This is a genomic window from Terrabacter koreensis, assembly GCF_054783315.1.
Genome location: NZ_BAAGQU010000004.1, coordinates 1,626,858 through 1,648,358, shown reverse-complemented (window position 1 = coordinate 1,648,358; position 21,501 = coordinate 1,626,858). Strand labels below are relative to the sequence as shown.

18 protein-coding genes are annotated in these 21,501 nt (G+C 70.8%); 4 read left to right on the top strand and 14 right to left on the bottom strand.

The features are described 5' to 3' along the window. Positions 1–142 precede the first annotated feature (142 nt). The 6 genes from ACYVNR_RS10410 to ACYVNR_RS10385 form a co-directional block, all read right to left on the bottom strand. Positions 143–1,645 carry an RtcB family protein gene (locus ACYVNR_RS10410; RefSeq protein WP_461047997.1) on the bottom strand — a complete coding sequence of 501 codons (1,503 nt, stop codon included), beginning with the start codon at positions 1,643–1,645 and terminating at the stop codon, positions 143–145. 33 nt (positions 1,646–1,678) lie between these two features. Then, positions 1,679–3,187 carry a polysaccharide biosynthesis protein gene (locus ACYVNR_RS10405; RefSeq protein ID WP_461047996.1) on the bottom strand — a complete coding sequence of 503 codons (1,509 nt, stop codon included), beginning with the start codon at positions 3,185–3,187 and terminating at the stop codon, positions 1,679–1,681. Further along, positions 3,184–4,440 carry a DegT/DnrJ/EryC1/StrS family aminotransferase gene (locus ACYVNR_RS10400; RefSeq protein WP_461047995.1) on the bottom strand — a complete coding sequence of 419 codons (1,257 nt, stop codon included), beginning with the start codon at positions 4,438–4,440 and terminating at the stop codon, positions 3,184–3,186. The genes ACYVNR_RS10405 and ACYVNR_RS10400 overlap by 4 nt, the downstream gene beginning before the upstream one ends. Continuing rightward, complete coding sequence (locus tag ACYVNR_RS10395) at positions 4,433–5,080, bottom strand: LuxR C-terminal-related transcriptional regulator (protein WP_461047993.1); 648 nt, start codon at positions 5,078–5,080, stop codon at positions 4,433–4,435. The genes ACYVNR_RS10400 and ACYVNR_RS10395 overlap by 8 nt, the downstream gene beginning before the upstream one ends. Before the next feature lie 110 nt (positions 5,081–5,190). Further along, on the bottom strand, positions 5,191–5,844 hold the full coding sequence (locus ACYVNR_RS10390; RefSeq protein ID WP_045192610.1) for a response regulator: 654 nt from the start codon (positions 5,842–5,844) through the stop codon (positions 5,191–5,193). A 12-nt stretch (positions 5,845–5,856) separates the two neighbouring features. Beyond that, complete coding sequence (locus ACYVNR_RS10385) at positions 5,857–6,459, bottom strand: sensor histidine kinase (RefSeq protein ID WP_461047992.1); 603 nt, start codon at positions 6,457–6,459, stop codon at positions 5,857–5,859. A 518-nt stretch (positions 6,460–6,977) separates the two neighbouring features. Here ACYVNR_RS10385 and ACYVNR_RS10380 point away from each other — a divergent pair. After that, positions 6,978–7,976, top strand: a complete 999-nt coding sequence (locus ACYVNR_RS10380) for a peptidoglycan-binding domain-containing protein (protein WP_461047991.1) — start codon at positions 6,978–6,980, stop codon at positions 7,974–7,976. 33 nt (positions 7,977–8,009) lie between these two features. On the opposite strand, the gene ACYVNR_RS10375 is transcribed toward ACYVNR_RS10380, so the two are convergent. The 4 genes from ACYVNR_RS10375 to ACYVNR_RS10360 all read right to left on the bottom strand — a co-directional run bounded on the left by ACYVNR_RS10375 (position 8,010) and on the right by ACYVNR_RS10360 (position 16,247). Beyond that, positions 8,010–9,278 (bottom strand): MFS transporter, encoded by a 1,269-nt coding sequence (locus tag ACYVNR_RS10375; protein WP_461047989.1) that lies wholly within the window; start codon positions 9,276–9,278, stop codon positions 8,010–8,012. Further along, entirely contained in the window at positions 9,275–12,307 is a 3,033-nt protein-coding gene (locus ACYVNR_RS10370; RefSeq protein WP_461047988.1) for a bifunctional [glutamine synthetase] adenylyltransferase/[glutamine synthetase]-adenylyl-L-tyrosine phosphorylase, read from the bottom strand. The genes ACYVNR_RS10375 and ACYVNR_RS10370 overlap by 4 nt, the downstream gene beginning before the upstream one ends. Before the next feature lie 14 nt (positions 12,308–12,321). Next, positions 12,322–13,659 (bottom strand): type I glutamate--ammonia ligase, encoded by a 1,338-nt coding sequence (gene glnA / locus ACYVNR_RS10365; RefSeq protein ID WP_045192615.1) that lies wholly within the window; start codon positions 13,657–13,659, stop codon positions 12,322–12,324. Between the two features lie 281 nt (positions 13,660–13,940). After that, the gene (locus ACYVNR_RS10360) at positions 13,941–16,247 is read right to left on the bottom strand and encodes an immune inhibitor A domain-containing protein (protein WP_461047987.1); all 2,307 of its coding nucleotides are present in this window, start codon (positions 16,245–16,247) and stop codon (positions 13,941–13,943) included. A 275-nt stretch (positions 16,248–16,522) separates the two neighbouring features. On the opposite strand from ACYVNR_RS10360, the gene panB reads away from it, so the two are divergent. After that, positions 16,523–17,425 (top strand): 3-methyl-2-oxobutanoate hydroxymethyltransferase, encoded by a 903-nt coding sequence (gene panB, locus ACYVNR_RS10355; RefSeq protein ID WP_461047986.1) that lies wholly within the window; start codon positions 16,523–16,525, stop codon positions 17,423–17,425. Between the two features lie 85 nt (positions 17,426–17,510). Here panB and ACYVNR_RS10350 read toward each other — a convergent pair whose 3' ends face one another. Continuing rightward, a complete protein-coding gene (locus tag ACYVNR_RS10350; protein WP_045192617.1) occupies positions 17,511–17,720 on the bottom strand; it encodes a methionine aminopeptidase in 210 nt (69 codons plus the stop codon). A 122-nt stretch (positions 17,721–17,842) separates the two neighbouring features. On the opposite strand from ACYVNR_RS10350, the gene map reads away from it, so the two are divergent. Continuing rightward, a complete protein-coding gene (map, locus tag ACYVNR_RS10345) occupies positions 17,843–18,721 on the top strand; it encodes a type I methionyl aminopeptidase (RefSeq protein WP_461047985.1) in 879 nt (292 codons plus the stop codon). 93 nt (positions 18,722–18,814) lie between these two features. Further along, positions 18,815–19,573: a polyphosphate--glucose phosphotransferase gene (ppgK, locus tag ACYVNR_RS10340; RefSeq protein ID WP_045192619.1), complete on the top strand. Its 759-nt coding sequence runs from the start codon at positions 18,815–18,817 to the stop codon at positions 19,571–19,573. A gap of 39 nt (positions 19,574–19,612) precedes the next feature. On the opposite strand, the gene ACYVNR_RS10335 is transcribed toward ppgK, so the two are convergent. From ACYVNR_RS10335 to ACYVNR_RS10325, 3 genes are read right to left on the bottom strand one after another with little or no spacing between them, the layout of a single operon-like run. Continuing rightward, complete coding sequence (locus tag ACYVNR_RS10335) at positions 19,613–20,545, bottom strand: hypothetical protein (protein ID WP_461047984.1); 933 nt, start codon at positions 20,543–20,545, stop codon at positions 19,613–19,615. Further along, on the bottom strand, positions 20,542–21,255 hold the full coding sequence (locus ACYVNR_RS10330; protein WP_461047983.1) for a cytochrome b N-terminal domain-containing protein: 714 nt from the start codon (positions 21,253–21,255) through the stop codon (positions 20,542–20,544). Before ACYVNR_RS10330 ends, ACYVNR_RS10335 begins: the two co-directional genes overlap by 4 nt. Continuing rightward, positions 21,252–21,425 (bottom strand): hypothetical protein, encoded by a 174-nt coding sequence (locus tag ACYVNR_RS10325; protein ID WP_461047982.1) that lies wholly within the window; start codon positions 21,423–21,425, stop codon positions 21,252–21,254. The genes ACYVNR_RS10330 and ACYVNR_RS10325 overlap by 4 nt, the downstream gene beginning before the upstream one ends. Positions 21,426–21,501: the final 76 nt, after the last annotated feature.

Here is a 21,501-nt window from a genome sequence, read left to right as displayed (position 1 = left end):
GGCACGAGGAGGCGACCGGGGCGACTTCCCACTGGGGGTTTGGGGAAATGGTCGTCGCCCCGGCCGCGCTGGGAGGCGCCTGGTGTCCGGGATCGTGCGCCCGGGGACCGGACCCGGCGCCCTCCGGCTGCGATGAGCCGGGTCAGTGGAGCACGGCGAACGGGCGCATGCGCGCGACCGGGCGCACGATGCGGTGCCGGGTCAGCACCGACATCGCGGCGTTGACGCCGTGGTCGTCGAGGTGCGGTGTCGACGACGGGGACTCGTCGGTGTAGCGGTAGCGGCGTGTCGAGCGGCCGGCCGCGTCGAGCGTCGACCGCCCGTCCTTCTCGAACTGCTCGATGACGGTGCCGGCGCCGTGACAGGCCGAGTGCAGGCTGTCCCCGCTCCGCTCGCCGGCGACGGCGAGGTAGGACGACGTCCGGTGCGTGCCCGGCAGGAGCACCGCCTGGCCGGTCGTCGCGAAGACCGAGCCGTCCGGCATACGCTCCGCGGGGAACGCACGACACGAGTTGTGCCGATGGACGACCGCCCGCTGCCCTGCGACGTCCTCCTCGTAGATCGAGTTGTGCGGCGAGTCGACGACCAGCCGACCGGGCTCGCCGCCGAAGGTGTCGAGAGCGATCCGGCGCAGCGCCGCGTACGTCGCGACGCGGAAGGCGTAGCCGTAGTTCATCGCCGCAGCATTGGCGAGCATCAGCCGCTGACCTTCGGTGCTGTCGAGGTCGACGGGTGCGCAGGCCCTGGCGAAGTAGAGCCGCATGCGCTCGCGGAGCTCGGCGGCGGACCGCGCCGTCGCCAGGTGGTAGAGCGGCTTCTGGACGGCCATGACCGCCTTCATCGCCCGGGCCGTGTCCTTGCGCCGCTGGAACAGGTGGCCGATCTCTCCGGTGAGCACGCCGCCGCCGGCGTGGTACTGCAGGGTCACCTGCCCGAGCCGGACACCGAGCAGGTCTGCGGCCTCGGGGTCGAGGATCTCCTCGACCTGCTGGAGCTCGACGAAATGGTTCGTCGGGCCGACCGTGCCGAAGCGGAGCCGGGCCAGCTGCCACGTGAGGGCGGGAATCTCCTTGCGCAGCCGGGCCGCCCCGCCCCACGGCTCGAGGTCCACCCGGCCGGACTCCTCGATGCGCTCGAGCTCCTCGGCCTCGACGCCCCAGCGCTCGGCGGCGAACTGCGCGCCCTCGGACGCAGCCGCGACGACCTCGCCGGCGGTCAGCTCGCGGGCGCCGCGCGTCGGGTAGGGGTACTTCTCCTTGACGGCCCGGTAGAAGGCGTCGACGGCGTGGTCGGCCGGCTTGTCGGTGCCGAGCGCGATGAGGGCCATCCCGCAGTTGACCGACGAGCTCGTGAAGGTCGGGCGGATCGTGCCACGCGTGGCGACGGCGATGCTCGACGGCATCTCCATCGCGCGCTTGTGGTGGAAGTCCGGCAGCACGACGGGCGGAGCCGCGAGGTCGAGGCCGGCCGTGCCCATCTCGAACGAGTGCAGCACCGCCTCGTCGGCCAGCAGGCCGGGCCCCTCGATGACCGTCGCGGCCCTGCCCCGACGTGTCGTCGAGCCCGCAGGTCCGGCGGTCGTCGGGACCGGTGCGTCGCAGCCGGGTGGTGCGGCCGCGGTCGCGGCGATGACGGTGAGGTCCACGGGCGTGCCTCCTACGTGGTCGTGGTGGTCGGTTCAGTAGTCGTCGGGGTACGGAGCGGCCAGGACGAACCGTGGTTCGTCGTGGGCCGGCTGGTAGGTGCACAGGAGTCGTTCGAGGGCCGACCGCACCTCGTCCACCGCGTTGCGTGACGAGGCCTCGAAGAGCGCGCCGAGGCGGTCCTCGAAATCGGGGTCGGTCGCGTCGGTCCAGGTGCTGAAGATGCGTGGGTGGCTTGTCTGCCGGCGGTCCTCCTCTGAGGAGAAGAGCGCCTCGTGCAGCTTCTCCCCCGGCCGCAGTCCCGTGTAGCGGAAGTCCGGTTCGGGCAGGCCCAGCTGTCGGCAGTAGTTGCGCGCCAGGTCGGTGATGCGCACGGGCTGGCCCATGTCGAGCACGAACGTCTCTCCGCCCCGGGCCAGGTGGGCGGCCTCCAGCACGAGGCCCACCGCCTCCTCGATCGTCATGAAGAAACGCGTCACGTCGGGATCGGTGATCGTGAACGGCTCGTCGTTGCGCACCTGCTCGGCGAGGACGTGCAGCAGCGATCCACGGCTGCCCAGCACGTTGCCGAAGCGGACCGCCGAGACGATCGTCCCGCCCGAGCGCCTCGACGCGTGACGCGTCACCCGCTCGGCCAGCTGCTTCGTGGCCCCGAGGACCGACGTCGGGTCGGCGGCCTTGTCGGTGGAGATGAGGATGAACCTGCCGACGCCGTGGTCGACGGCCGCCGTCACGACGTTGAGCGTCCCGGCGACGTTGGACTTCACGCCTTCGCACGGGTGGCGCTCGAGCATCGGAAGGTGCTTGAGCGCCGCCGCGTGGAAGACGATGTCCGGGCGAACGTCGGCGATGACCTGCCGCATCCGGGAGGCGTCACGGATGTCGGCCACGACGATGTCGTCGGAGTCGAGCAGACCCGCGCCCGTCAGCTCGAGCTGGAGCCGGTGGAGGTTCGACTCGTCGTGGTCGAGCATGACGAGCCGCTCGGGTCCGAACCCGTTGACCTGGCGGCACAGCTCACTGCCGATCGAGCCGCCGGCACCGGTGACGAGCACGCGCCGACCGGTGATGGTGGCCTGCACCTCCGGTGACACGACGTGCATCTCGGGTCGACCGATGAGCGAGCCGACCTCCAGCGAGCGCAGATCGGTGCCGACGACGTCGCGCTGCAGCATCGAGACGAAGGAGGGCAGGTGGCGCACGCTCGCCCCCACCCGGGCGGCGGTCGTGGCCAGGACGCGGACCTGCTCGGCCGGCAGTCCGGGGATGGCGAGCAGCACGACGTCGACGCGCTGCACCGTCACGACCGAGAGCAGGTCGGACAGGGCGCCGAGGACCGGCAGCCGGCGCACGACGCGCTTGCTCGTGTCGTCGTCGAGGAAACCGATCGGTGCCAGGCCGAAGTCGCGCACCCTCTCGAGGTCCCGCGCGAGCGCCCGGCCGGCCTCGCCCGCACCGATGATGAGGGTCCGCAGGCCCTTCTGGAGCGTCGGCACGAAGCCGATCTCCTCGGGCGCCCATCCGTAGGTCAGTGTCGTGGTCATTCCTGGATCCCCCTTCGTGAACAGTCGGCCAGCGCGGTGCAGACCTGGTCGACCTCTGCGTCCGTGGCGACCGCGTCCATCGGCAGCGACAGGATGCGGTCGAAGACCTGGTCGGCGCCGGGCAGTCCCTCCGCAGGGACGATGCAGTGGTCCCTGAACCAGGTGAGGTGGTGGAGCGGGATGAAGTGCACCGACGTCATCACGCCGCGGGCGCGCAGCGCGTCGATGAGCTCGTCACGCCCCATCCCGTATGCCGGCTCCACCCGGACCACGTAGAGGTGCCAGGCGTGTCGGCCCGCGAGCGCCCTTGGAGGACGGCGCAGTCCGGGGATGCCGCTGAGCCCCCCGTCGTAGCGGGCAGCCACCACGGCACGGCGCGCCTGGTCGGCGTCGAAGTGCCGCAGCTGGGCCCGCCCGATGGCCGCCTGGACGTCGGTCATGTTCGCCTTGAGCCCGTCGACGGCGACGTCGTAGCGCCAGCCCCCGCCGGGCAGGTAGCGCCGCCACGCGTCGGCCGACATGCCGTGCAGCCGGGCCTTGCGGAGGCGCCCGGCCAGCTCGGGGTCGTCGGTCGTCACCATGCCGCCCTCGCCGATCGCGAGGTTCTTGGTGGCGTAGAAGCTGAAGCACGTGGCGCGGGAGATGCTGCCGACCGGCTCGTCGCCGACGAAGGTTCCCAGCGCGTGCGCCGCGTCCTCCACGACGTGGTCGATGTCGACCCCAGCGGCCTCGGCGAGCGCTCGCACGTCGCTCGGCAGGCCTGCCAGGTGGACGACGACGAGGGCATCGACGCCGCCGCAGCCGGCGGCTGCCGCGGCCACGTTCGCGCACGAGGGCATCGCGGTGCCCGGGTCGACGTCGGCGAGGACGGGCACGTGCCCCGCGTGCCGGATGGCGGCGGCGGCACCGCAGAAGGTCACTGTCGACATGAGCACCTTCGAGCCGGGCGGCAGGTCCAGCGCTCGCAGCGCCAGCTCGATCGCCGCCGTGCACGAGCTGACGGCGACCCCGTGCTCGGCGCCGACGTACGCGGCGAGCTCGGACTCGAACTCGATCACCTGCTGTCCCGAGGTCACCCAGCCGGACTCGAGCACGTCGGCCACGGCCTGTCGGGCCTCCGGGCAGATGCGGGTCCGCGTGAAGGGCACGACGTGCGGCGCCGGGCTGGCGGCGACCGCGTACGGCGGGATCGGCCCGGCGTCCGGGTCGCCGGGCCTCGCGTGCGGTGCGGGTCGCCGGGCGATCTCAACCATGGACCTGCACCTCGTTGGTGGTCATCGCCACGGCGGCGGAGGCGGAGTGGACGTGCAGCTTGCGCAGGATGCGACGCACGTAGGTCCGGACCGTGTTGTCCGACAGCCCGAGGGTGACGCCGACGTCCCGCCTGCTCATGCCGGAGGCGAGGCAGTCGAGGACTGCGGCCTCGCGCGGTGTCAGCGCCTCGCGCGCCAGCCTGGCCGACGCGGGATGACGGGCCAGGGCGGCTGCCAGCAGGGCCCGCACCGGCTCTGCCGGCAGGTGTGCCTCGCCTCCGGCCACCTTCTCGAGGGCCTCGAGCAGCTCCCTGACCCCCGAGCTGCGCAGCACCCAGCCACCCACACCCCAGGCGAGCGCCTCGGACAGCTGCTCCTCGTCGTCCGGCTCCACGAGGACGACGACGCCCACGTCGGGGGCGGCCGCTCGCAGGCGTGCGAGGTCCGCGATGCGGTTCTCGTCGTCGAGGCCCATGGCCACCACGTCGCACCCGCGGGTCAGACCCCGCGCCACGGCGGCGTCCACCGTCAGGGCGGTCCCGACGAGTCGGAGCTGTCTCTGGGCCAGGAGGACCAAGGCGAACGCGTCGAGGAAGCCTTGGCGGGAGTCGACCAGAACGACGCTGGCATCCTGCTTCATGGCACTCAATCTGCCGTCGCCGCGTCGCCGCCGGACCCCCTGCCCGGGGGACCCTCGCCTACGTCAAACGGACTACGCCCGGACGGGCACGCGGCCGCGCGCTCCCCTGGTCAGGCTCGTCGCACGTGCGGCGGCCAGTTGATGTCCGTGCCATGGGCGGCGACGAGGGCCACCGCCTGGAGCCGGGAGTGGACGCCGATCTTCGTCAGCAGGTTCTGGACGTGTGTGCGGGCGGTGCTGCGGCGGACGTTGAGCGACGTGGCGATCTCCTCGGTGCCGAGGCCATCGGCGATGCAGCGCAGCACCTCCCACTCGCGGTCGGTGAGGAAGGTCAGCATCCAGAGCGGGTCGTCCGCGGCGTCGACCGTGCGCAGGGCAGCCTGCAGGGCGCCGGGCTCCACGGCCAGGTGCCCACCGATGGCGAGGTCGATCGACTCGATGAGGTGGAGCAGCCCCCGGTCCTTGCGGACGTAGCCGGAGGCGCCGAGGGCGATCGCGTTGCGCACCACGGAGCTGGAGTTGTCCGCGGAGAAGATGAGCACCTTGGTGCCCGGCGACACCTGCCGGATCAGCGGCAGGACGTCGAGGCCCGAGCCGTCCGGAAAGTTGACGTCGAGCAGGCAGGCGTCCGGTTGGGTGGCTCGCACGGCGTCCAGGGCTTCGGGCGGCGCGTGCGTGCTCACCACGTCGTAGCCGAGTCCCGTGAGGGCGGCGCCGAGCGTGTCGAGGATGAGCTCGTGGTCGTCGCACAGCACGAGCTTCATGGCCTGTCCATCTCAGCGGGCGACAGCATCGGACCGCGACTGGAGCGCGATGTCCGCTGTGGCCCCGCCGTCCGGCCGTGCCGCCAGCTTGAAGCGGCCGCGGCAGGCGGCCACCATCGCCCGGGTGGTCGCCAGCCCGATGGACGTGCGCGGAGCGACTCGGCCGAGGCCGGGACCGTCGTCGAGCACCCGGATGTGGAAGCCGTCGTCACAGCTGCCCACCCAGATGAGGACGTGGCCGGTCGGGCCGGCCGCTCGCACGGCGTTGTCGACGAGGCACCCGAGGGCCCGGGCCAGCGCGATCGGCCGCGCCATGACGTGCCCGTCGCCGACCACCTCGACGTCGATCGTCGTCGACGTCGACATCCGGGCCCGCGTCGCGGTCTCCTTGGCCAGCGTGCAGGCGTCGACGTCGGTCGGATGGTCTCCGGCCGCTCCGTCGAGACTCGCCGTCACGAGCGCGGCCAGCCAGGTGGCCTGCTCCTGGATGTTGCTGAGTCGCTCGCGGACGTCGCCCTGCGACGTCTCGGACAGCAACAGGATCGCCGCGAGCGGTTCACGCAGGTCGTGCAGCAGCGACCTGACGGGATCCGTGTCAGGACCTCGCCACGTCATGGTGTCATTCGGTCCGACGACGTCGTCGACCATGGTCTCTCACCCCCAGGCACGAAGCCCTCCTTGCCCGGGAGACACGCCAGTTTTTTTCGAGCGGATCTCCCCCCGCGGCCGCATCCTCGCCCCCCGAGGCATGTGCGGCCGTAACCACAGGCTACGTCCGAAGCCCCGGAACACACCGCTTTCGACCGCAACTTTCAGCCTTTTTCCATTTAGGCGCAATGGATTTCACGTTTCTGGGAAGTTGCCGCGAGTAGATGACGGACATGTCGCGACAGGTCGGTCGACCCACCCCCGGCAACCCCAGGACCCCGACCAACGCACGGCGTGTCGGTCCAACGGTTTTTTCGAAGACTGTGCAGTAACCGGACAAATGGGTTGTAATTGCCCCACCCGTGCCGCGGCCCCCTGACCGCCCCTCTCCACGCAACCGGGTTCACAACACAACACCCCTCGCGCCCTGCCACCCTGCCTCGCGCCCGGGTGGGTCTCGCACACCCTGTTTCGGAGAACTCGTCATGAACCACACAGCCCTGTCCCGACGCCGGTCCCCGCGCGGCACGCTCAGCCTGTTGCTCGCAACGCTCGTCGCGCTCGCCCTCGTCTGGTCCGTCGCGCCGGCCGCCACCGCGGGTGGCACCAGCACGCCGCCCGTCCCGGCCACGCCCACGGGCCTGCCCGCCGGCATCGAGCGGCTCTCGCCCTACGTCCCCGGGGTCGCCTGCGACATGCGCAACCGGGCCGGCACGGTCAAGCTCGCCCAGCTCATCAAGGCGACGTACGCCAACACCTACGGGCTGGTGCGGTCGTGCACCTCGGCGACGAAGCCGTCGGAGCACTACGACGGGCGCGCGGTGGACACGTTCTTCAACGTGCGCGACACGACGCAGCGCACCAACGCCAACGCCCTCATCGCGTGGCTGCTCGCGACCGACAAGGCGGGCAACCCGTACGCGAACGCCCGCCGCCTCGGGGTCATGTACATCATCTGGAACAACAAGATGTGGAGCTCCTACCGCTCCTCCGAGGGCTGGCGTCCCTACAGCTCCTGCGCGACGACGCCGACGACCGCGTACGACACCACGTGCCACCGCAACCACATCCACATCTCGCTGTCGTGGGAGGGTGCGCTGGGCCGCACCTCCTTCTGGAGCAAGCAGGTCGCCCCCGTCGACTGGGGCCCCTGCCGTCCCTCGGCGCTGAACTGGGCCTCGATCTACGTGGCCGCCAACCCTCGACGCTGCTCGACCTACCCGACCGTCGCGGCGCCCGCCGGGGCCAGCGCGCTGCTGAAGGAGATGGTGCCGCGCTCGGGGATGCTGCTCAAGCCCGGCATGACCGGGCCGGCCGTCAAGACGATCCAGAAGGCCCTCGGAGTGTCTGCCACCGGGACCTTCGCCTCCACGACCCAGACTCGCCTCAAGGCCTGGCAGTCCGCCCACCACCTCCCGGCGACCGGCGTCATGTGGCAGGCCACGTGGGTGGCCATGCTGGACGCGAACGGCATGCGCCGCTGACCCGCTGACCGTACGCGTCGGCCTCCCCGCGGCTCAGGCCGCGTGGGAGGTCGTCGGCGCGTACGCCAGGTCGACGGCCGTGCGCACGCGGCGGTGCGGCCAGGTCGCGGCGAGGAGCGCCACGAGGGCCAGGCAGACGGCGGCACAGATCGTGACGCCCCAGTACGCGTTCGTGTGCTGCCCGACCCACCCGGCGGCGAGGTAGGACGCGCCGGCCGCGGCAATGGAGACCGAGCCGGCGAGGCTGAAGATGCGACCGCGGAGCTCCGGCTCGGTGACCAGGGCGAACGTCGCCTGCAGCGGGACCATGAACGCCTGGAGCATGCCCGAGCCGAAGAACAGGATCGCCACCACCCAGATCGGTGGGCGCAGTGCGGTGGCGAGCAGCGGCAGCGGCATGCACAGCGCCAGCGGCACGATGGACCGGTTCTGCTGGTGCACGTCGCGGCGACCGATGAGCACGATGCCGACGACGGCCCCGACGATGGGGGCGGCCATGAGCACCCCACCCCAGCCGTTCTGACCGGCGATCGGGATGGCCAGCGCCTCCGGGGCCGCGATGCCGAGGCAGGCCACGGCGCTGAGCGTGACCAGCCGCGCCAGCACGGGATGCCGGGCCAGGTCGCCGGCTGCGGTGGACAGGTCGCGGGCGAAGCCACGCAGGCCCCGGCCACGCTCACCCGTGACGGGGCGCAGCTGCACGACGAAGAGGATGACGAGGGCGGCCACGACGAAGGTGAGGAGGTCGAAGAGCAGACCGGTCTCGGGGCCGACCAGGGCCACGAGGGCACCACCGACGGCCAGCCCGATGGCCTGGTTGAACTGCTCGGACATGGCGCCGAGGCCGACCGCCCTGGCGTAGAGGTGGCGGTCCTCGAACAGGTCGGTGAGCAGCACCATGTTCGAAGCGGCCGAGGCGCCCCCGATGAGCTCGAGCGCGAAGAGCACGAGGAACATCACCCACAGCGCGGACCCCTGCATGACGAGCCACATCAGGCCGAGCACGCACGTGGCTCGCAACAGGTGCGACCAGATGAGCACCCACTTGTAGGGGAACCGGTCGACGATGGGCCCGATCAGGCTGCGGCCGAAGAAGGTCGGCACGAGGCTGACCGCGAGGGTGGTCGCGGTGGCCAGCGGCGACCGGGAGCGCTCGAACACCACCGCTGCGATCGTGACGCGCGCGATGTAGTCGCCCCACATGGACAGGGCGTTCGCGAGGAAGATCGGCAGGAACCGAGGCACGCGTAGGACGGCGGCGTATGTCGGCACGACGCTGCCGGTCCCCTGACTCGAGCTCACGTGACGACGCTACCCCCAGCTGGGGTGTCGTAAAAGTTGAAATCGGTCGCGTGGCGGGCGCGCCGGGCCACACGCCGCCACAGCTCGGCGAGTCCGGCTCCTTCGCCCGCCTGGCGGCCCATGATCCGACCGATGCCGTCGAGGTCACGCACGTCGGACGGGACGCTGTCGATCGGCCTTCCCCGCCAGAGCACACCGGCGTTGCGCATCGACGAACCGAGCTGCCACGCCTCGCGCAGCGCCTTGACGTCCTCGGCGGAGACCAGGCCCTCGGTGGCCAGCGCGGACAGACCCGCCATCGTGCCGGTGACGCGCAACGCCGGGCGCTCGTGCGCGTGCTGGAGCTGGTGCAGCTGCACGACCCACTCGACGTCGCTCAGCCCGCCACGGCCGAGCTTGATGTGGGTCCGCGGGTCGGCTCCTCGGGGCAGCCGCTCGCTCTCGACTCGGGCCTTCATGGTGCGGATGTCGCGGACCTGGCTCGCGTCGATGCCGCCCTCGGGCCACCGCAGCGGGTCGATGAGCTCGAGGAACGCGTCGGCCAGCGTCTGTGGCCCGGCGATGGGGGTGGCTCGCAGCAGCGCCTGGAACTCCCAGGTGAGAGCCCAGCGCTCGTAGTAGGTGCGGAACGAGTCGACGCTGCGCACCAGCGGGCCGGCCTTGCCCTCGGGCCGCAGGTCGGGGTCGAGACCCAGGGCGGTGTCGGGTCCCGAGCCCGAGAGGAGCTTGCGCAGCTCCTGCACCACGAGGGTGGCGCGGGCCTGCACGTCCTTCTCCTCGGCGCCGGGGTGCGCCTGGTGGACGAACATGACGTCGGCGTCGGAGGCGTAGCCGAGCTCGCGGCCACCGAGGCTGCCCATGCCCACGACGAGGATGTCGCCGCCGATCGGCTCGCCCTCCCGACGCTCCACCTCCTTGACGGCGACGTCGAGCGTGACCTGGATCGTCGCCGCGGTGAGGTCGCTGAGCGCAGCACCCACACCGGGCAGGTCGACGACACCGACGAGGTCTCCCATCACGATGCGCAGCAGCTCGTGACGGCGGATGGCCCGGACGGCGGCGACGGCGTCGGCGGCCGACTCGCGGCGACCCGCGGCGGACTGCATCGTCGACGTGATCGCCTCACGCGACCGGGGCGTGAGCCCGTTGTCGTCACCGAGGATCGACACGCTCTCGGGTGAGCGCACGAGCAGGTCGGCGGCATACCTGCTGCGGGCGAGGCAGTGCGCCAGCCGGTCGGCGGCACGGCCCTCGTCACGCAGCATCTTGAGGTACCAGTGGGTGGTGCCGAGCTCGTCGGAGACGCGCCGGAACGACAGCAGCCCGGCGTCGGGGTCGGCCTCGTCGGCGAACCAGCCGAGCATGACGGGCAGCAGCGTGCGCTGGATCGAGGCTCGCCGGCTCACCCCGGTGGTCAGCGCCTCGATGTGACGGAGGGCGCCGGCGGGGTCGCGGAAGCCGAGCGCGAGGAGGCGCTGCTTGGCGGCCTCGGGGCTGAGCCGCGCCTCGGTCGGGCTGAGCTTGGCCGCCGCAGCGAGCAGCGGCCGGTAGAAGAGCCGCTCGTGCAGCCGCCGCACCTCGCGCGCGGACGCCTGGCGGTCGGCGACGACCGCGCGCTCCGGGTGCGTGCGGTGGCCCATGGCGCGTCCGAGCCGGCGCAGGTCGGCCTCCGCGACGGGCATCAGGTGGGTGCGGCGCAGTCGGTGGAGCTGGATGCGGTGCTCCAGGCAGCGCAGGTGGCGGTAGGCCCGGTCGAGGATGGCCGCGTCGTCGCGGCCGACGTAGCCACCCCGAGCGAGCGCGGACAGCGCCTCCAGAGTGGTGGCCGAGCGCAGGCTCGGGTCGGTGCGGCCGTGCACGAGCTGGAGAAGCTGGACGCTGAACTCGACGTCGCGGAGGCCGCCCGGGCCCAGCTTCAGCTGGCGCGCGGCCTCGTTGGCCGGGACGTGCTGCTCGACGCGACGCCGCATCGCCTGCACGTCCTCGACGAAGTGGTCGCGGCCGGCCGCCTCCCACACCATCGGGGCGATCTCGGCCTTGTAGCGCAGACCGATCTCCTTGTCGCCCGCGGACACCCACGCCTTGAGCAGTGCCTGGAACTCCCACGTCTTGGCCCAGCGCTCGTAGTACGCCTTGTGGCTGCGGATGGTGCGCACCAGGGGGCCCTGCTTGCCCTCCGGCCGGAGGGCCGCGTCGACGGGCCAGAGGCTGCCCTCGGGGGTCGGCGCCGAGCACGCGCGCATCGTGGCCGTGGCCAACGCGGTGCCGACCTGCAGCGCGGTCTCCTCGTCGGCGCCCTCGGCGGGCTCGGCGACGAAGATGACGTCGACGTCGCTGACGTAGTTGAGCTCGCCGCCGCCGGTCTTGCCCATGCCGATGATGGCGAGCCGGCAGGCCTCGTGGCCGTCGCCGTACTCCTCGCGGGCGATGGCGAGGGCTGCGTCCAGGGCCGCCTCGGCGAGCTCGGCCAGCGCCTCGCCGACGGCCGGCATCTCCGCGAGCGGGTCCGCGGCGGTGACGTCGAGCGCGGCGATGCGCAGCAGGCCCCTCCGGTACGCGATGCGCAGGGCGTCGAGCGGCGTGCGGTCACCGCGACCCCCGGTCACGGCGTGCACGAGGTCGTGGCGCACCTGCTCGCCGGGCCGCCGTTCGGCGTCGACGCAGTCGACCCAGTGCTCGGGATGGCGCACGAGCTCGTCGACGAGGGCCGTGGAGGCGCCGAGCACGCCGGCGACGCGCGCGCGCCCCGGACCGTCCGTCGCGAGCTCGCGGGCGAACGCGGAGATGCCCCACTCGGACGGGTCGCCTTGTGCCGCAAGCGACTCCGCCACGCGGACGAGCCCCAGCAGCCCCTGGTCGGGATCCGCCGTGTCGCCGACGACGCCGACCAGGTCGTCGAGCTGGCCGTCGGGGAACGCCGCGCGCAGCGGCAGCAGCGCGCGGTCGTCGAGCAGCCCGGCGGCACGCTTCGGGTCGGCGAAGCCGAGGCGCGCGAGGGCCCCCTCGGTGGTGCTGGTGCGTGAGGACATCGGCGTCTGGCGGGTCACAGCCTCGGCAGGTAGCGGTTCAGCTCGAACTGGCTGACCTCGTGGCGGTAGTCGAGCCACTCCTGGCGCTTGTTGCGCAGGAAGAAGTCGAAGACGTGCTCGCCGAGCACGTCGGCGACGAGCTCGCTCTCCTCCATCACCTCGAGCGCCCGGCCCAGCGACGCCGGCAGCGGCTTGATGCCCATCGCGCGACGCTCGGCGTCGGTGAGGCTCCACACGTCGTCCTCGGTCTCGGGCGGGAGGTCGTAGCCCTCCTCGATGCCCTTGAGCCCGGCACCGAGCAGCACGGCGAACGCGAGGTACGGGTTGCAGGCGGCGTCCAGCGAGCGCACCTCGACCCGCGTCGACTGGCCCTTGTTGGGCTTGTGCATCGGCACGCGGACCAGCGCCGAACGGTTGTTGTGACCCCACGTGAGATGCGCGGGCGCCTCTCCCCCACCCCAGAGCCGCTTGTAGGAGTTGACCCACTGGTTGGTCACGGCCGCGATCTCGGCGCCGTGCCGCAGCAGCCCCGCGATGAACTGACGACCGACCTTGCTCAGCTGGTAGGGGGCTCCCGCCTCGTAGAAGGCGTTGGAGTCGCCCTCGAAGAGCGAGAGGTGCGTGTGCATGCCCGAGCCGGGGTGCTCCGAGAAGGGCTTCGGCATGAACGTCGCGTAGATGCCCTGCGTCAGGGCGACCTCCTTGACGACCGTGCGGAAGGTCATGATGTTGTCGGCCGTGCTGAGGGCGTCGGCGTAGCGCAGGTCGATCTCGTTCTGGCCGGGCGCGCCCTCGTGGTGGCTGAACTCGACGGAGATGCCCATGTTCTCGAGCATGGTGATCGCGGCGCGGCGGAAGTCGTGGCCGGTGCCGTGCGGCACGTGGTCGAAGTAGCCGGCGTCGTCGACGGGCACCGGGCGACCGTCGGGCCCGCGGCCCTGCTCGAGCAGGAAGAACTCGATCTCGGGGTGGGTGTAGAAGGTGAAGCCGAGGTCGGCCGCCTTGCCGAGGGCGCGCTGCAGCACGTGGCGCGGGTCGGCGAAGCTGGGCGTGCCGTCGGGCAGCTGGAGGTCGCAGAACATGCGAGCCGTGCCGGGAGGGTCGCCGCGCCACGGCAGGATCTGGAAGGTCGAGGGGTCGGGCTTGGCGAGCATGTCGGCCTCGTAGACGCGCGCGAAGCCTTCGATGGCCGAACCGTCGAAGCCGATGCCCTCGGCGAAGGCCCCCTCGAGCTCGGCCGGCGCGACGGCGACCGACTTCAGGGTGCCGAGCACGTCGGTGAACCAGAGACGGACGAATCGGATGTCGCGCTCTTCGATCGTGCGCAGCACGAACTCTTCCTGACGGTTCATGTGTCGATCCTGCCGCATCGCTGTTTCGTGCATGTGACGTGACACGTTTTGTGGACGTGCGTTCCCGTATGCCGTCCGGAACCGAGCACTCGACGCGTGGGGCCCGTCGGGAAGTGGGCACTCGACGCGTAGGGCCCGTCGGGAACTGGGCACTCGACGGGTGGAGCCCGTCGGGAACTGGGCACTCGACGCCAGCTTCCCTCGAGTGCCCACTTTCCGACGGGGACGCGAAGGGCCCCCGGGGTTCGTCCCCGGGGGCCCTCGCGGTCATGACCCTGCGGTCACTTGAACTTGACCATGACCTGCAGCTCGTTGCCGCCGTCGGCGGTCTTCGCGACGGTCATCGTCGTGCCCGAGCCGGCCACCTTGGTGGACGCCCACGGGTTCGCGGCCGACCAGTAGCGGTTCGGGTCGCGGTCGTCGAAGGTCGGGATCGCCGGCTGCGACGGGACCGTGGTCGGGACGCCGTTGCGGTGGAACGTCACCGCGTCGGTGCGCTCCTGGCCGAAGGTGGCGTCGAACGGCTGACGACGGTTGCCCAGGCGGACGTTGCCGTCGAGCATGACCGGCGCCGGACGGGCGTCGACCGGCAGGACCTCGCCACCACCGGGGTGGTCCTTCGTGTTGTTGTCGGCGTACTCACCGTTGGCGAACCAGACGAGCATGCCGTTCTGGTACGGGAAGCGCTCCACCCAGTCGGGCTTCGTGGTGCCCCAGCCGAAGTTGTACGGGCCGGTCTGGAGCGTCTTGTCGTAGCCGCTGTAGACGCGGTTCTCGGCGAAGTAGACGTCCTGCACCTTCTTCGACGAGGTGCCGTCGATGATGCTGAAGCCGTTGGCCTTCCAGGCGCCCGCGCCCGACTCGACGTCGTCGACCGGACCGGTGACGCCGTCGGTCTTCACGGTGACGTCGTCGACGAAGGCCTCGCTGGAGACGCCGCCGTCGGTGGCGACACGGAAGCGGAACTGCACCGACTTGCCCTTGTAGGCGGACAGGTCGAAGCTCTTCTGCGCCCACGCGAAGACACCGTTGACGGGCGAGCCGACCTGGGTCCAGGTGGCACCGTTGTCGGCGGAGACCTCACCGTAGAGGTAGTCGTAGTCCACCTCGAGGTTGCCCTGCACCCACGCGTCGACCGAGGCCGACGTCGTCGCGCCGGTCAGGTCGATGGTGCGCGAGAGGGTGGCGTTGAGGTTGTCGCCGTAGCCGCTCCACCACTCACCGGAGCCGGAGTGGGGCGTGTTGCGCTTGGAGGAGACGGTGCGCTCGGGCAGCGGCACGACCAGCGCCTGGTAGTTGGTGTTGCTGGCCTTGTCGGCGGGGCCGAGCTTGACCGTCATGTCGGTGCCGTAGGGAACCGTCTTGTAGTCGAGCCAGCCGAGCTGGAGCTTCTCCCACGGGCCCATGTAGCCGGGCGTCGTGCCGATGGAGTCGGTGCCGTGGTTGAGCCACGAGCCGCCGCTCATGAGGGTCCAGAAGGCGGTGCTGTTGTCGCCGCCGTTGGTGTCGTAGAGGTCGGGCAGACCGAGGTCGTGGCCGAACTCGTGGGCGAACACGCCGAGGCCGCCGTTCTCGGGCTCGGTGGTGTAGTCGCCGATCCAGATGCCCGAGTTGCCGAGCGGCACGCCGCCGAGCTTGTTCTGCTCGGGGCCGGTCTTGCCGGCGTCGGTGGAGTAGGCGTACCAGCGGTGCGACCAGATCGCGTCGGTGCCCTGGGCACCGCCGCCGGCCTCCTCGCCCTCTCCGGCGTGGATCGCCTGGAAGTGGTCGATGTAGCCGTCGGGCTCGTTGAAGTTGCCGTCGCCGTCGTAGTCGTAGCGGTCGACCTTGTCGAACTGCTTGAGGTAGTCGGCGATCTCCGCGTCGGTCTTGCCCTTGGCCTTCTGGTCGGCGAACCAGGCGGCGGCGGTGTCCTTGACGTAGTTCCAGTAGCCGTCGGCGTTGTTCTTGGCGCCGTAGCGGGCCTCGTTGTAGGGCACCGTCACCCAGTCGGAGACGTCGCCCTTGGCGAGGAACCGGCCGTTGGACTGCTTGAGGTAGAAGTCCTTGAACGACTCGCCGTCGCCGAACATCATGTCGAGGTAGTGGTCCCGGTTGAAGTCCTTGGTCCAGTACGTCGAGTTGTCGTCGGTCGCGTTGCCGTCCCAGTTGCGGTCGGGGCTGACGATCTGGTTGTGCACCGGCCCGGGGGCCGTGCTGAAGCCGTCCTTCGTCTGCGTGCCGAAGTCCGTGAGGATCGTGAAGATGTCCTCCTCACGGCTCACGGGGTAGTCGATGTAACGCGACGTGGCTGCCTTGCCGTTCTTGGCGGTCGTCTTGACCTCGATGACGCGGTTGCCACCGATGGTCTTCGTCGTGGCCTCGCCCTTGAGGAGCTTGCGGACGGCGTCCTGGCGCTCCGCGGACTTGGCCTCGGCGAGGGGGTTGGGCAGGTTGTCGTGCTGCGAGGCCTGGATGGCAGCGGGGTCTCCGCTGACCGGGGCCTTCGCGACGGGCGTTGCCTGAGCCTGCATCGGGGCGGTCAGGCCGGTGACGACGAGCGCCCCCACGGCCAGCCCCGAGACAGCGCTCCACTGACGCTTGTTCAAGGTTTGTCCTCCTGGTCACAGACGCCGTCCATCCGGCGCCTCGGGTATGACAACACACAGAAAGGACAAAGTGGCCAGTAGCAGGACAGAAATCGAAAAAAGTTGTGCGGCAAGGCAGTTCGGGGCAAAGAACGTAAATTGTTCGTAAAGGACTCCGCCCGAACCCTTCCCAAGATGCCTCTGTCTCGGATACAGACCACATCTGTCACAGAGGCGGCCTGCTGAGCGTCCACGGGCCGCGAAGGGCTGCTCAGGGCCGCCGTTATGCTCCGGCCATGAGCACTGACGCCCCCGAGGAGCAGAGTCCCTACGGTTCGGGCAGCCGTGGCAGCGAGCCTCCCGCCACGTCGGGCGCACCCGGCGGGACCGCACCCCTCCCACGACGCGTGCGCATCCCCCATCTGCAGGCGATGAAGGCCGAGGGACGCCGCTGGGCGATGCTCACCGCATACGACATGTATGCCGCGCAGATCTTCGACGAGGCAGGCATCCCCGTGCTGCTCGTCGGCGACTCGGCCGGCAACAACGTCTACGGCTACGAGACGACAGTGCCGGTCACGCTGGACGAGATGATCCCGCTCGTGCGCGCCGTCTCCTCGGCCGCCCGTCGTGCACTCGTCGTCGCCGACCTGCCTTTCGGCTCCTACGGCGCCTCGGTCGAACAGGGCTTCGCCAGCGCCGTGCGCCTCATGAAGGAGGGGCTCGCGCACGCCGTGAAGCTCGAGGGCGGCACCGCGATGGTCCCGCTCGTCAGGGCACTCACGGGCGCCGGCATCCCGGTCATGGCGCACGTCGGCTTCACCCCGCAGAGCGAGCACCAGCTCGGCGGCTACCGCGTCCAGGGGCGCGGCGACGCGGCCGACGCCCTGGTCGACGAGGCGCGCGCGCTCCAGGAGGCGGGCGCATTCTCGGTGGTGCTCGAGATGGTCCCGTCGCCGGTCGCGGCGCGGGTGACCGAGGTGCTCGAGATCCCCACCATCGGCATCGGCGCCGGCCGCGGCACGGACGCCCAGGTGCTCGTGTGGAGCGACTTCGCGGGCCTGCGCAGCGGCAAGGCGCCCCGCTTCGTCAAGAAGTACGCCGACCTTCGCGGCACGCTGCTCGACGCCGCCCGGGCGTATGCCGCCGACGTCGAGTCGGGCGCCTTCCCCGACGCGAGCCACTCCTTCGAGTCCTGAGCTCGAGTCGCCCGCCCGGTCCGTGAGCGGGCAGGCGGGAGCCTGCTCAGGACCCGACGTCAGGACCCGACGTCAGGACGCGACGTCAGGACGAGGCGCCGTCGCCCTTGCCGGCGGCGCCGCGCTCGTTCCACTCGCGGTCCTCGGCGTCCCACTCCTCGGTCTTCTTGTGAGCCGTGTCGAGGGCGGCGCGCGCCTCGGCCTCGGACGCGTACGGGCCGAGCACCTGCTCGCCGCGGCTGCGGTTCTCGTCGGTCTCGACCTGGCCGGTGTCGACGTTGTACCAGAAGCTCACGTGCGGACTCCTTCTCCTCGAGGATCTCGTCGCGGAGGGGTGGCCGGACGAGTGGTCGAACCGGGTCCGTCTCGTGGGCGCCCGTCGTGGACGCCGTCCGCGAACGACCTAGACTCCACCGTATGCCGTTGCTCCACCCGCGGGTGTCCCCGCACGCCGTCAGTCCGCGCCGGGCAGTGCCGGCATCGATCGCGCGCCCGCACTACGTCGACGTGGTCAACCCGCGCGAGGACGGCGACGTGCACGTCAAGGACGCCGAGCTCGTGGAGAAGATGAGGGTGGCCGGACGCATCGCCGCGAACGCGATGGTCGAGGCGTCCAGGGCGATCGCCCCCGGCGTGACGACCGACGAGCTCGACGCCATCGCCCACGCCTACATGCTCGACCACGGCGCCTACCCGTCCCCGCTCGGCTACAAGGCGTTCCCGAAGTCGGTGTGCACGAGCGTCAACGAGGTCATCTGCCACGGCATCCCCGACTCACGCCCCCTCGACGACGGCGACATCGTCAACATCGACGTGACGGCATACATCGACGGGGTGCACGGCGACACCGACGCCACCTACCTCGTGGGCGACGTCGACGATGAGTCGCGCCTGCTCGTCGAGCGCACCCACGAGGCGATGATGCGAGGCATCCGGGCCGCTCGCCCGGGCCGCCAGCTCAACGTCATCGGCCGCGTCATCGAGAGCTACGCCAAGCGTTTCGGCTACGGGGTCGTGCGCGACTTCACCGGCCACGGCATCGGCCTCGAGTTCCACTCGGGCCTCATCGTCCCGCACTACGACGCAGCGCCCCACTACGACACCGTCATCGAGCCGGGCATGACGTTCACCATCGAGCCGATGCTCAACCTCGGCACCCACGAGTGGGACATGTGGGACGACAAATGGACGGTCGTCACGCGCGACGGCTCCCGTTCGGCACAGTTCGAGCACACCATCCTCATCACCGAGGACGGCAACGAGATCCTCACCCTCGCCGACGGCGCCCAGCCGTAGGCGCGGGTGCGCCACCCACCACCTCGACGAACCTCAAACGAACCTCAAACGAACCTCAACGATCACGACGTCCTCGACAAGGAAGCAGGGACCATGGCCAAGAAGGGCACGCCCCTCGGCATCGACATCGGCGGCAGCGGCATCAAGGGCGCACCCGTCGACCTCAAGAAGGGCGAGCTCGCCGGCAAGCGGCTGCGCATCGACACCCCGCAGCCGGCCACTCCCGACGCCGTGGCCGAGGTCGTCGACGAGATCGTCGACCACTTCGCCGACGTCACGGGCGACTCCCCCATCGGCGTCACCATCCCCGCCGTCGTCATCCGCGGCACCGTGCTCTCGGCCGCCAACATCGACCCCACGTGGATCGACACCGACGCCGAGGCGCTCATCCAGGAGCACACCGGCCGAGCCGTCACCGTCCTCAACGACGCCGACGCCGCAGGCCTCGCCGAGATGTACTACGGAGCCGCCAAGGGCGTGAAGGGCCTCGTCATCCTCACCACCCTCGGAACCGGCATCGGCTCCGCGCTCATCCACGACGGACGCCTCGTGCCGAACTCCGAGCTCGGCCACCTCGAGATCGACGGCTACGACGCCGAGGACCGGGCAGCCTCGTCGCGCAAGGACATCGAGGGCCTCTCCTGGGACGAGTACGTCGAGCGGCTGCAGGTCTACTACGACACGATCGAGAAGCTCTTCTCCCCCGACCTCATCGTCGTCGGCGGCGGCATCAGCAAGGACGGCGACGAGTTCATCCCGAAGCTGAAGACCCGCTGCCCGATCGTCCCGGCCCAGCTGCGCAACCAGGCCGGGATCATCGGGGCCGCGCACCTCGCGGTCGACCTGGCCTGAGCGAGGGGCGCCGCCCCACGACGGGGCGGCGCCGAACGGTCACCGCTGCCCGCGCCACACCAGCCGGTGCACCCCGAGGTGCCGGGGCAGGGTGCGCAGGCCCGGGATCCACGGGATGCAGACGAACCCGATGCTGAGCAGGATCATCAGGGCCCAGACCTGCACGTCCGCGTTCTCGGAGGTGGCGAAGGGCGGCACCTGGTACCAGAACGAGTAGAGCCAGAGCCACGGCTGGCCAGGGTAGTTGCCGGTCTCGTTCATGATGCCCCACTGGTCACCGCCGAGGTTCTGCGCCCGGGCCGCGTCCTCGAGGTACGTCCCGTCGGCGAGCAGCAGCAGGGCCCTCGTGCTGTCCACCCCGAAGAAGCTCGTCCGCGAGGTGAGCAGTCCCTCGAGGGCACCGCTCTCGGCGAGCTTCTCCTCCTCGGCGGCGATGACCGGCACCGGACCGTAGTCGCCGGTCGCCACCTTCGCGGGGTCGCCCTCCGGCGCTTGCCCGAGCGCGTCGGAGTACGCGCTCGCCCAGGCCTGCTGCTGGTCGGGGGTCGCGCCGTCCCACGCTCCGAGCGCCGCCGTCACCGCGGCGTCCCCTGTCGCCGTGCGCACCGGGTCGAGGACGAGATCCTTTGCGGCGTCGACCGGCTCGGTGACGCCGGGCAGCTTCTGCAACGACAGCGGACCGAGGACCTGCCCTTCTGACCCGGCGTTGTACGGCGGGCCGTAGCCCCCGGTCGTCGTCGTGCCTGCCAGCTCGCCGGCGGCCGTCGCCACGACGTCGGCCGGGGCTTGACGCGCCCACTGCTGCAAGGAGATCGCAGGCTCGTCCGGTGAGGAGAAGACGAGTGCTGCGACGACCGACAGCACCGTCATGACGACGAGCGCGACGACGAACTCCCGCACGAGGTCGTACCGGCGGGTCGGGAAGGCGTGGGGGTCGGGCGTCGGGCCCCAGCCACCGTTGCGGACGCTCATCTCCGGCTCCTCGTCGACGCTGGTGCGGCTACAGGAGACCGCGGCTCGGACGACGGCTCGGACGACGGCTCGGACGACGGGTCGACGGCTCCGATCGGCGGGGCGACGCCGCGCCGCCGCACGAGCAACAGGTGGACCGCCACGATGAACCCGACGACGAGCGGCAGGAGCGAGACGTGCCACAGCACCATCTGGCCGAGGTCCATGACGTTGAACCAGGCACCGATCGCCGCCGCGTTGAGACCGTCCTTGGCCTGGGTCGAGATCCACTGGGAGTCGAAGTTCGTCTGGATCAGGTAGCCGGTGAAGGCGGTGCCCAACGAGCCGAAGAAGGCGAGCGCCCCTGTCGCCCAGGTCAGTCCACGGTTGCCGCGCCACGAGGCCATGAAGAACTTGCCCCAGAGGTGGATCACCATCGTGGCGAAGAAGAGCTCGACGCTCCAGAGGTGTACCGAGTTGACGAAGTGGCCGAACGTGCTGGCGTGCCACCAGGTGACCCCACCGAGGGTGAGCACGAGCCCCGACGCGATGATGACGACGAGGCTGGCGAGGCAGGCCACTCCGAAGACGTAGATCCACGAGGCGACATAGACGGGCTGACGGTCGGGAAGCCACTGTCCGCGAGGCACCAGCCCCTCCACCCAACGGGTCAGTGCCTCGGTCCAGCTGCCGCGGCTCGTCGGTCCGGGCGTCGTGGCCGGCCCGTTCATGGCTCGTCGTCCTCGTGCGCTGAAGGGAAGGGCAGCACGAGTGCGAGCGCGAAGACGACGATCATGCCGAGGACGACGAGCAGGTTGGCGACGGTGATGGTCAGCCACCCCCACTGGACGATCGCGCCGGCGGGCACCGGCTGTGGTGCGGCGAGCAGCTGACTGGTCATCTGGACCTCCTGGACGAGGGATCGAGTGAGCTGCTCCTGTCCAGGGACCACTACTACATGCTGTAAGACTACGCTC

Excerpts from the sequence above, each read along its gene's own strand:
- ACYVNR_RS10405 (WP_461047996.1), bottom strand. The coding sequence starts at position 3,187 with ATGACCACGACACTGACCTACGGATGGGCGCCCGAGGAGATCGGCTTC.
- ACYVNR_RS10400 (WP_461047995.1), bottom strand. The coding sequence starts at position 4,440 with ATGGTTGAGATCGCCCGGCGACCCGCACCGCACGCGAGGCCCGGCGAC.
- ACYVNR_RS10395 (WP_461047993.1), bottom strand. The coding sequence starts at position 5,080 with ATGAAGCAGGATGCCAGCGTCGTTCTGGTCGACTCCCGCCAAGGCTTC.
- ACYVNR_RS10390 (WP_045192610.1), bottom strand. The coding sequence starts at position 5,844 with ATGAAGCTCGTGCTGTGCGACGACCACGAGCTCATCCTCGACACGCTC.
- ACYVNR_RS10385 (WP_461047992.1), bottom strand. The coding sequence starts at position 6,459 with ATGACGTGGCGAGGTCCTGACACGGATCCCGTCAGGTCGCTGCTGCAC.
- ACYVNR_RS10380 (WP_461047991.1), top strand. The coding sequence starts at position 6,978 with ATGAACCACACAGCCCTGTCCCGACGCCGGTCCCCGCGCGGCACGCTC.
- ACYVNR_RS10370 (WP_461047988.1), bottom strand. The coding sequence starts at position 12,307 with ATGTCCTCACGCACCAGCACCACCGAGGGGGCCCTCGCGCGCCTCGGC.
- glnA (WP_045192615.1), bottom strand. The coding sequence starts at position 13,659 with ATGAACCGTCAGGAAGAGTTCGTGCTGCGCACGATCGAAGAGCGCGAC.
- panB (WP_461047986.1), top strand. The coding sequence starts at position 16,523 with ATGAGCACTGACGCCCCCGAGGAGCAGAGTCCCTACGGTTCGGGCAGC.
- map (WP_461047985.1), top strand. The coding sequence starts at position 17,843 with ATGCCGTTGCTCCACCCGCGGGTGTCCCCGCACGCCGTCAGTCCGCGC.
- ppgK (WP_045192619.1), top strand. The coding sequence starts at position 18,815 with ATGGCCAAGAAGGGCACGCCCCTCGGCATCGACATCGGCGGCAGCGGC.
- ACYVNR_RS10335 (WP_461047984.1), bottom strand. The coding sequence starts at position 20,545 with ATGAGCGTCCGCAACGGTGGCTGGGGCCCGACGCCCGACCCCCACGCC.
- ACYVNR_RS10330 (WP_461047983.1), bottom strand. The coding sequence starts at position 21,255 with ATGAACGGGCCGGCCACGACGCCCGGACCGACGAGCCGCGGCAGCTGG.
- ACYVNR_RS10325 (WP_461047982.1), bottom strand. The coding sequence starts at position 21,425 with ATGACCAGTCAGCTGCTCGCCGCACCACAGCCGGTGCCCGCCGGCGCG.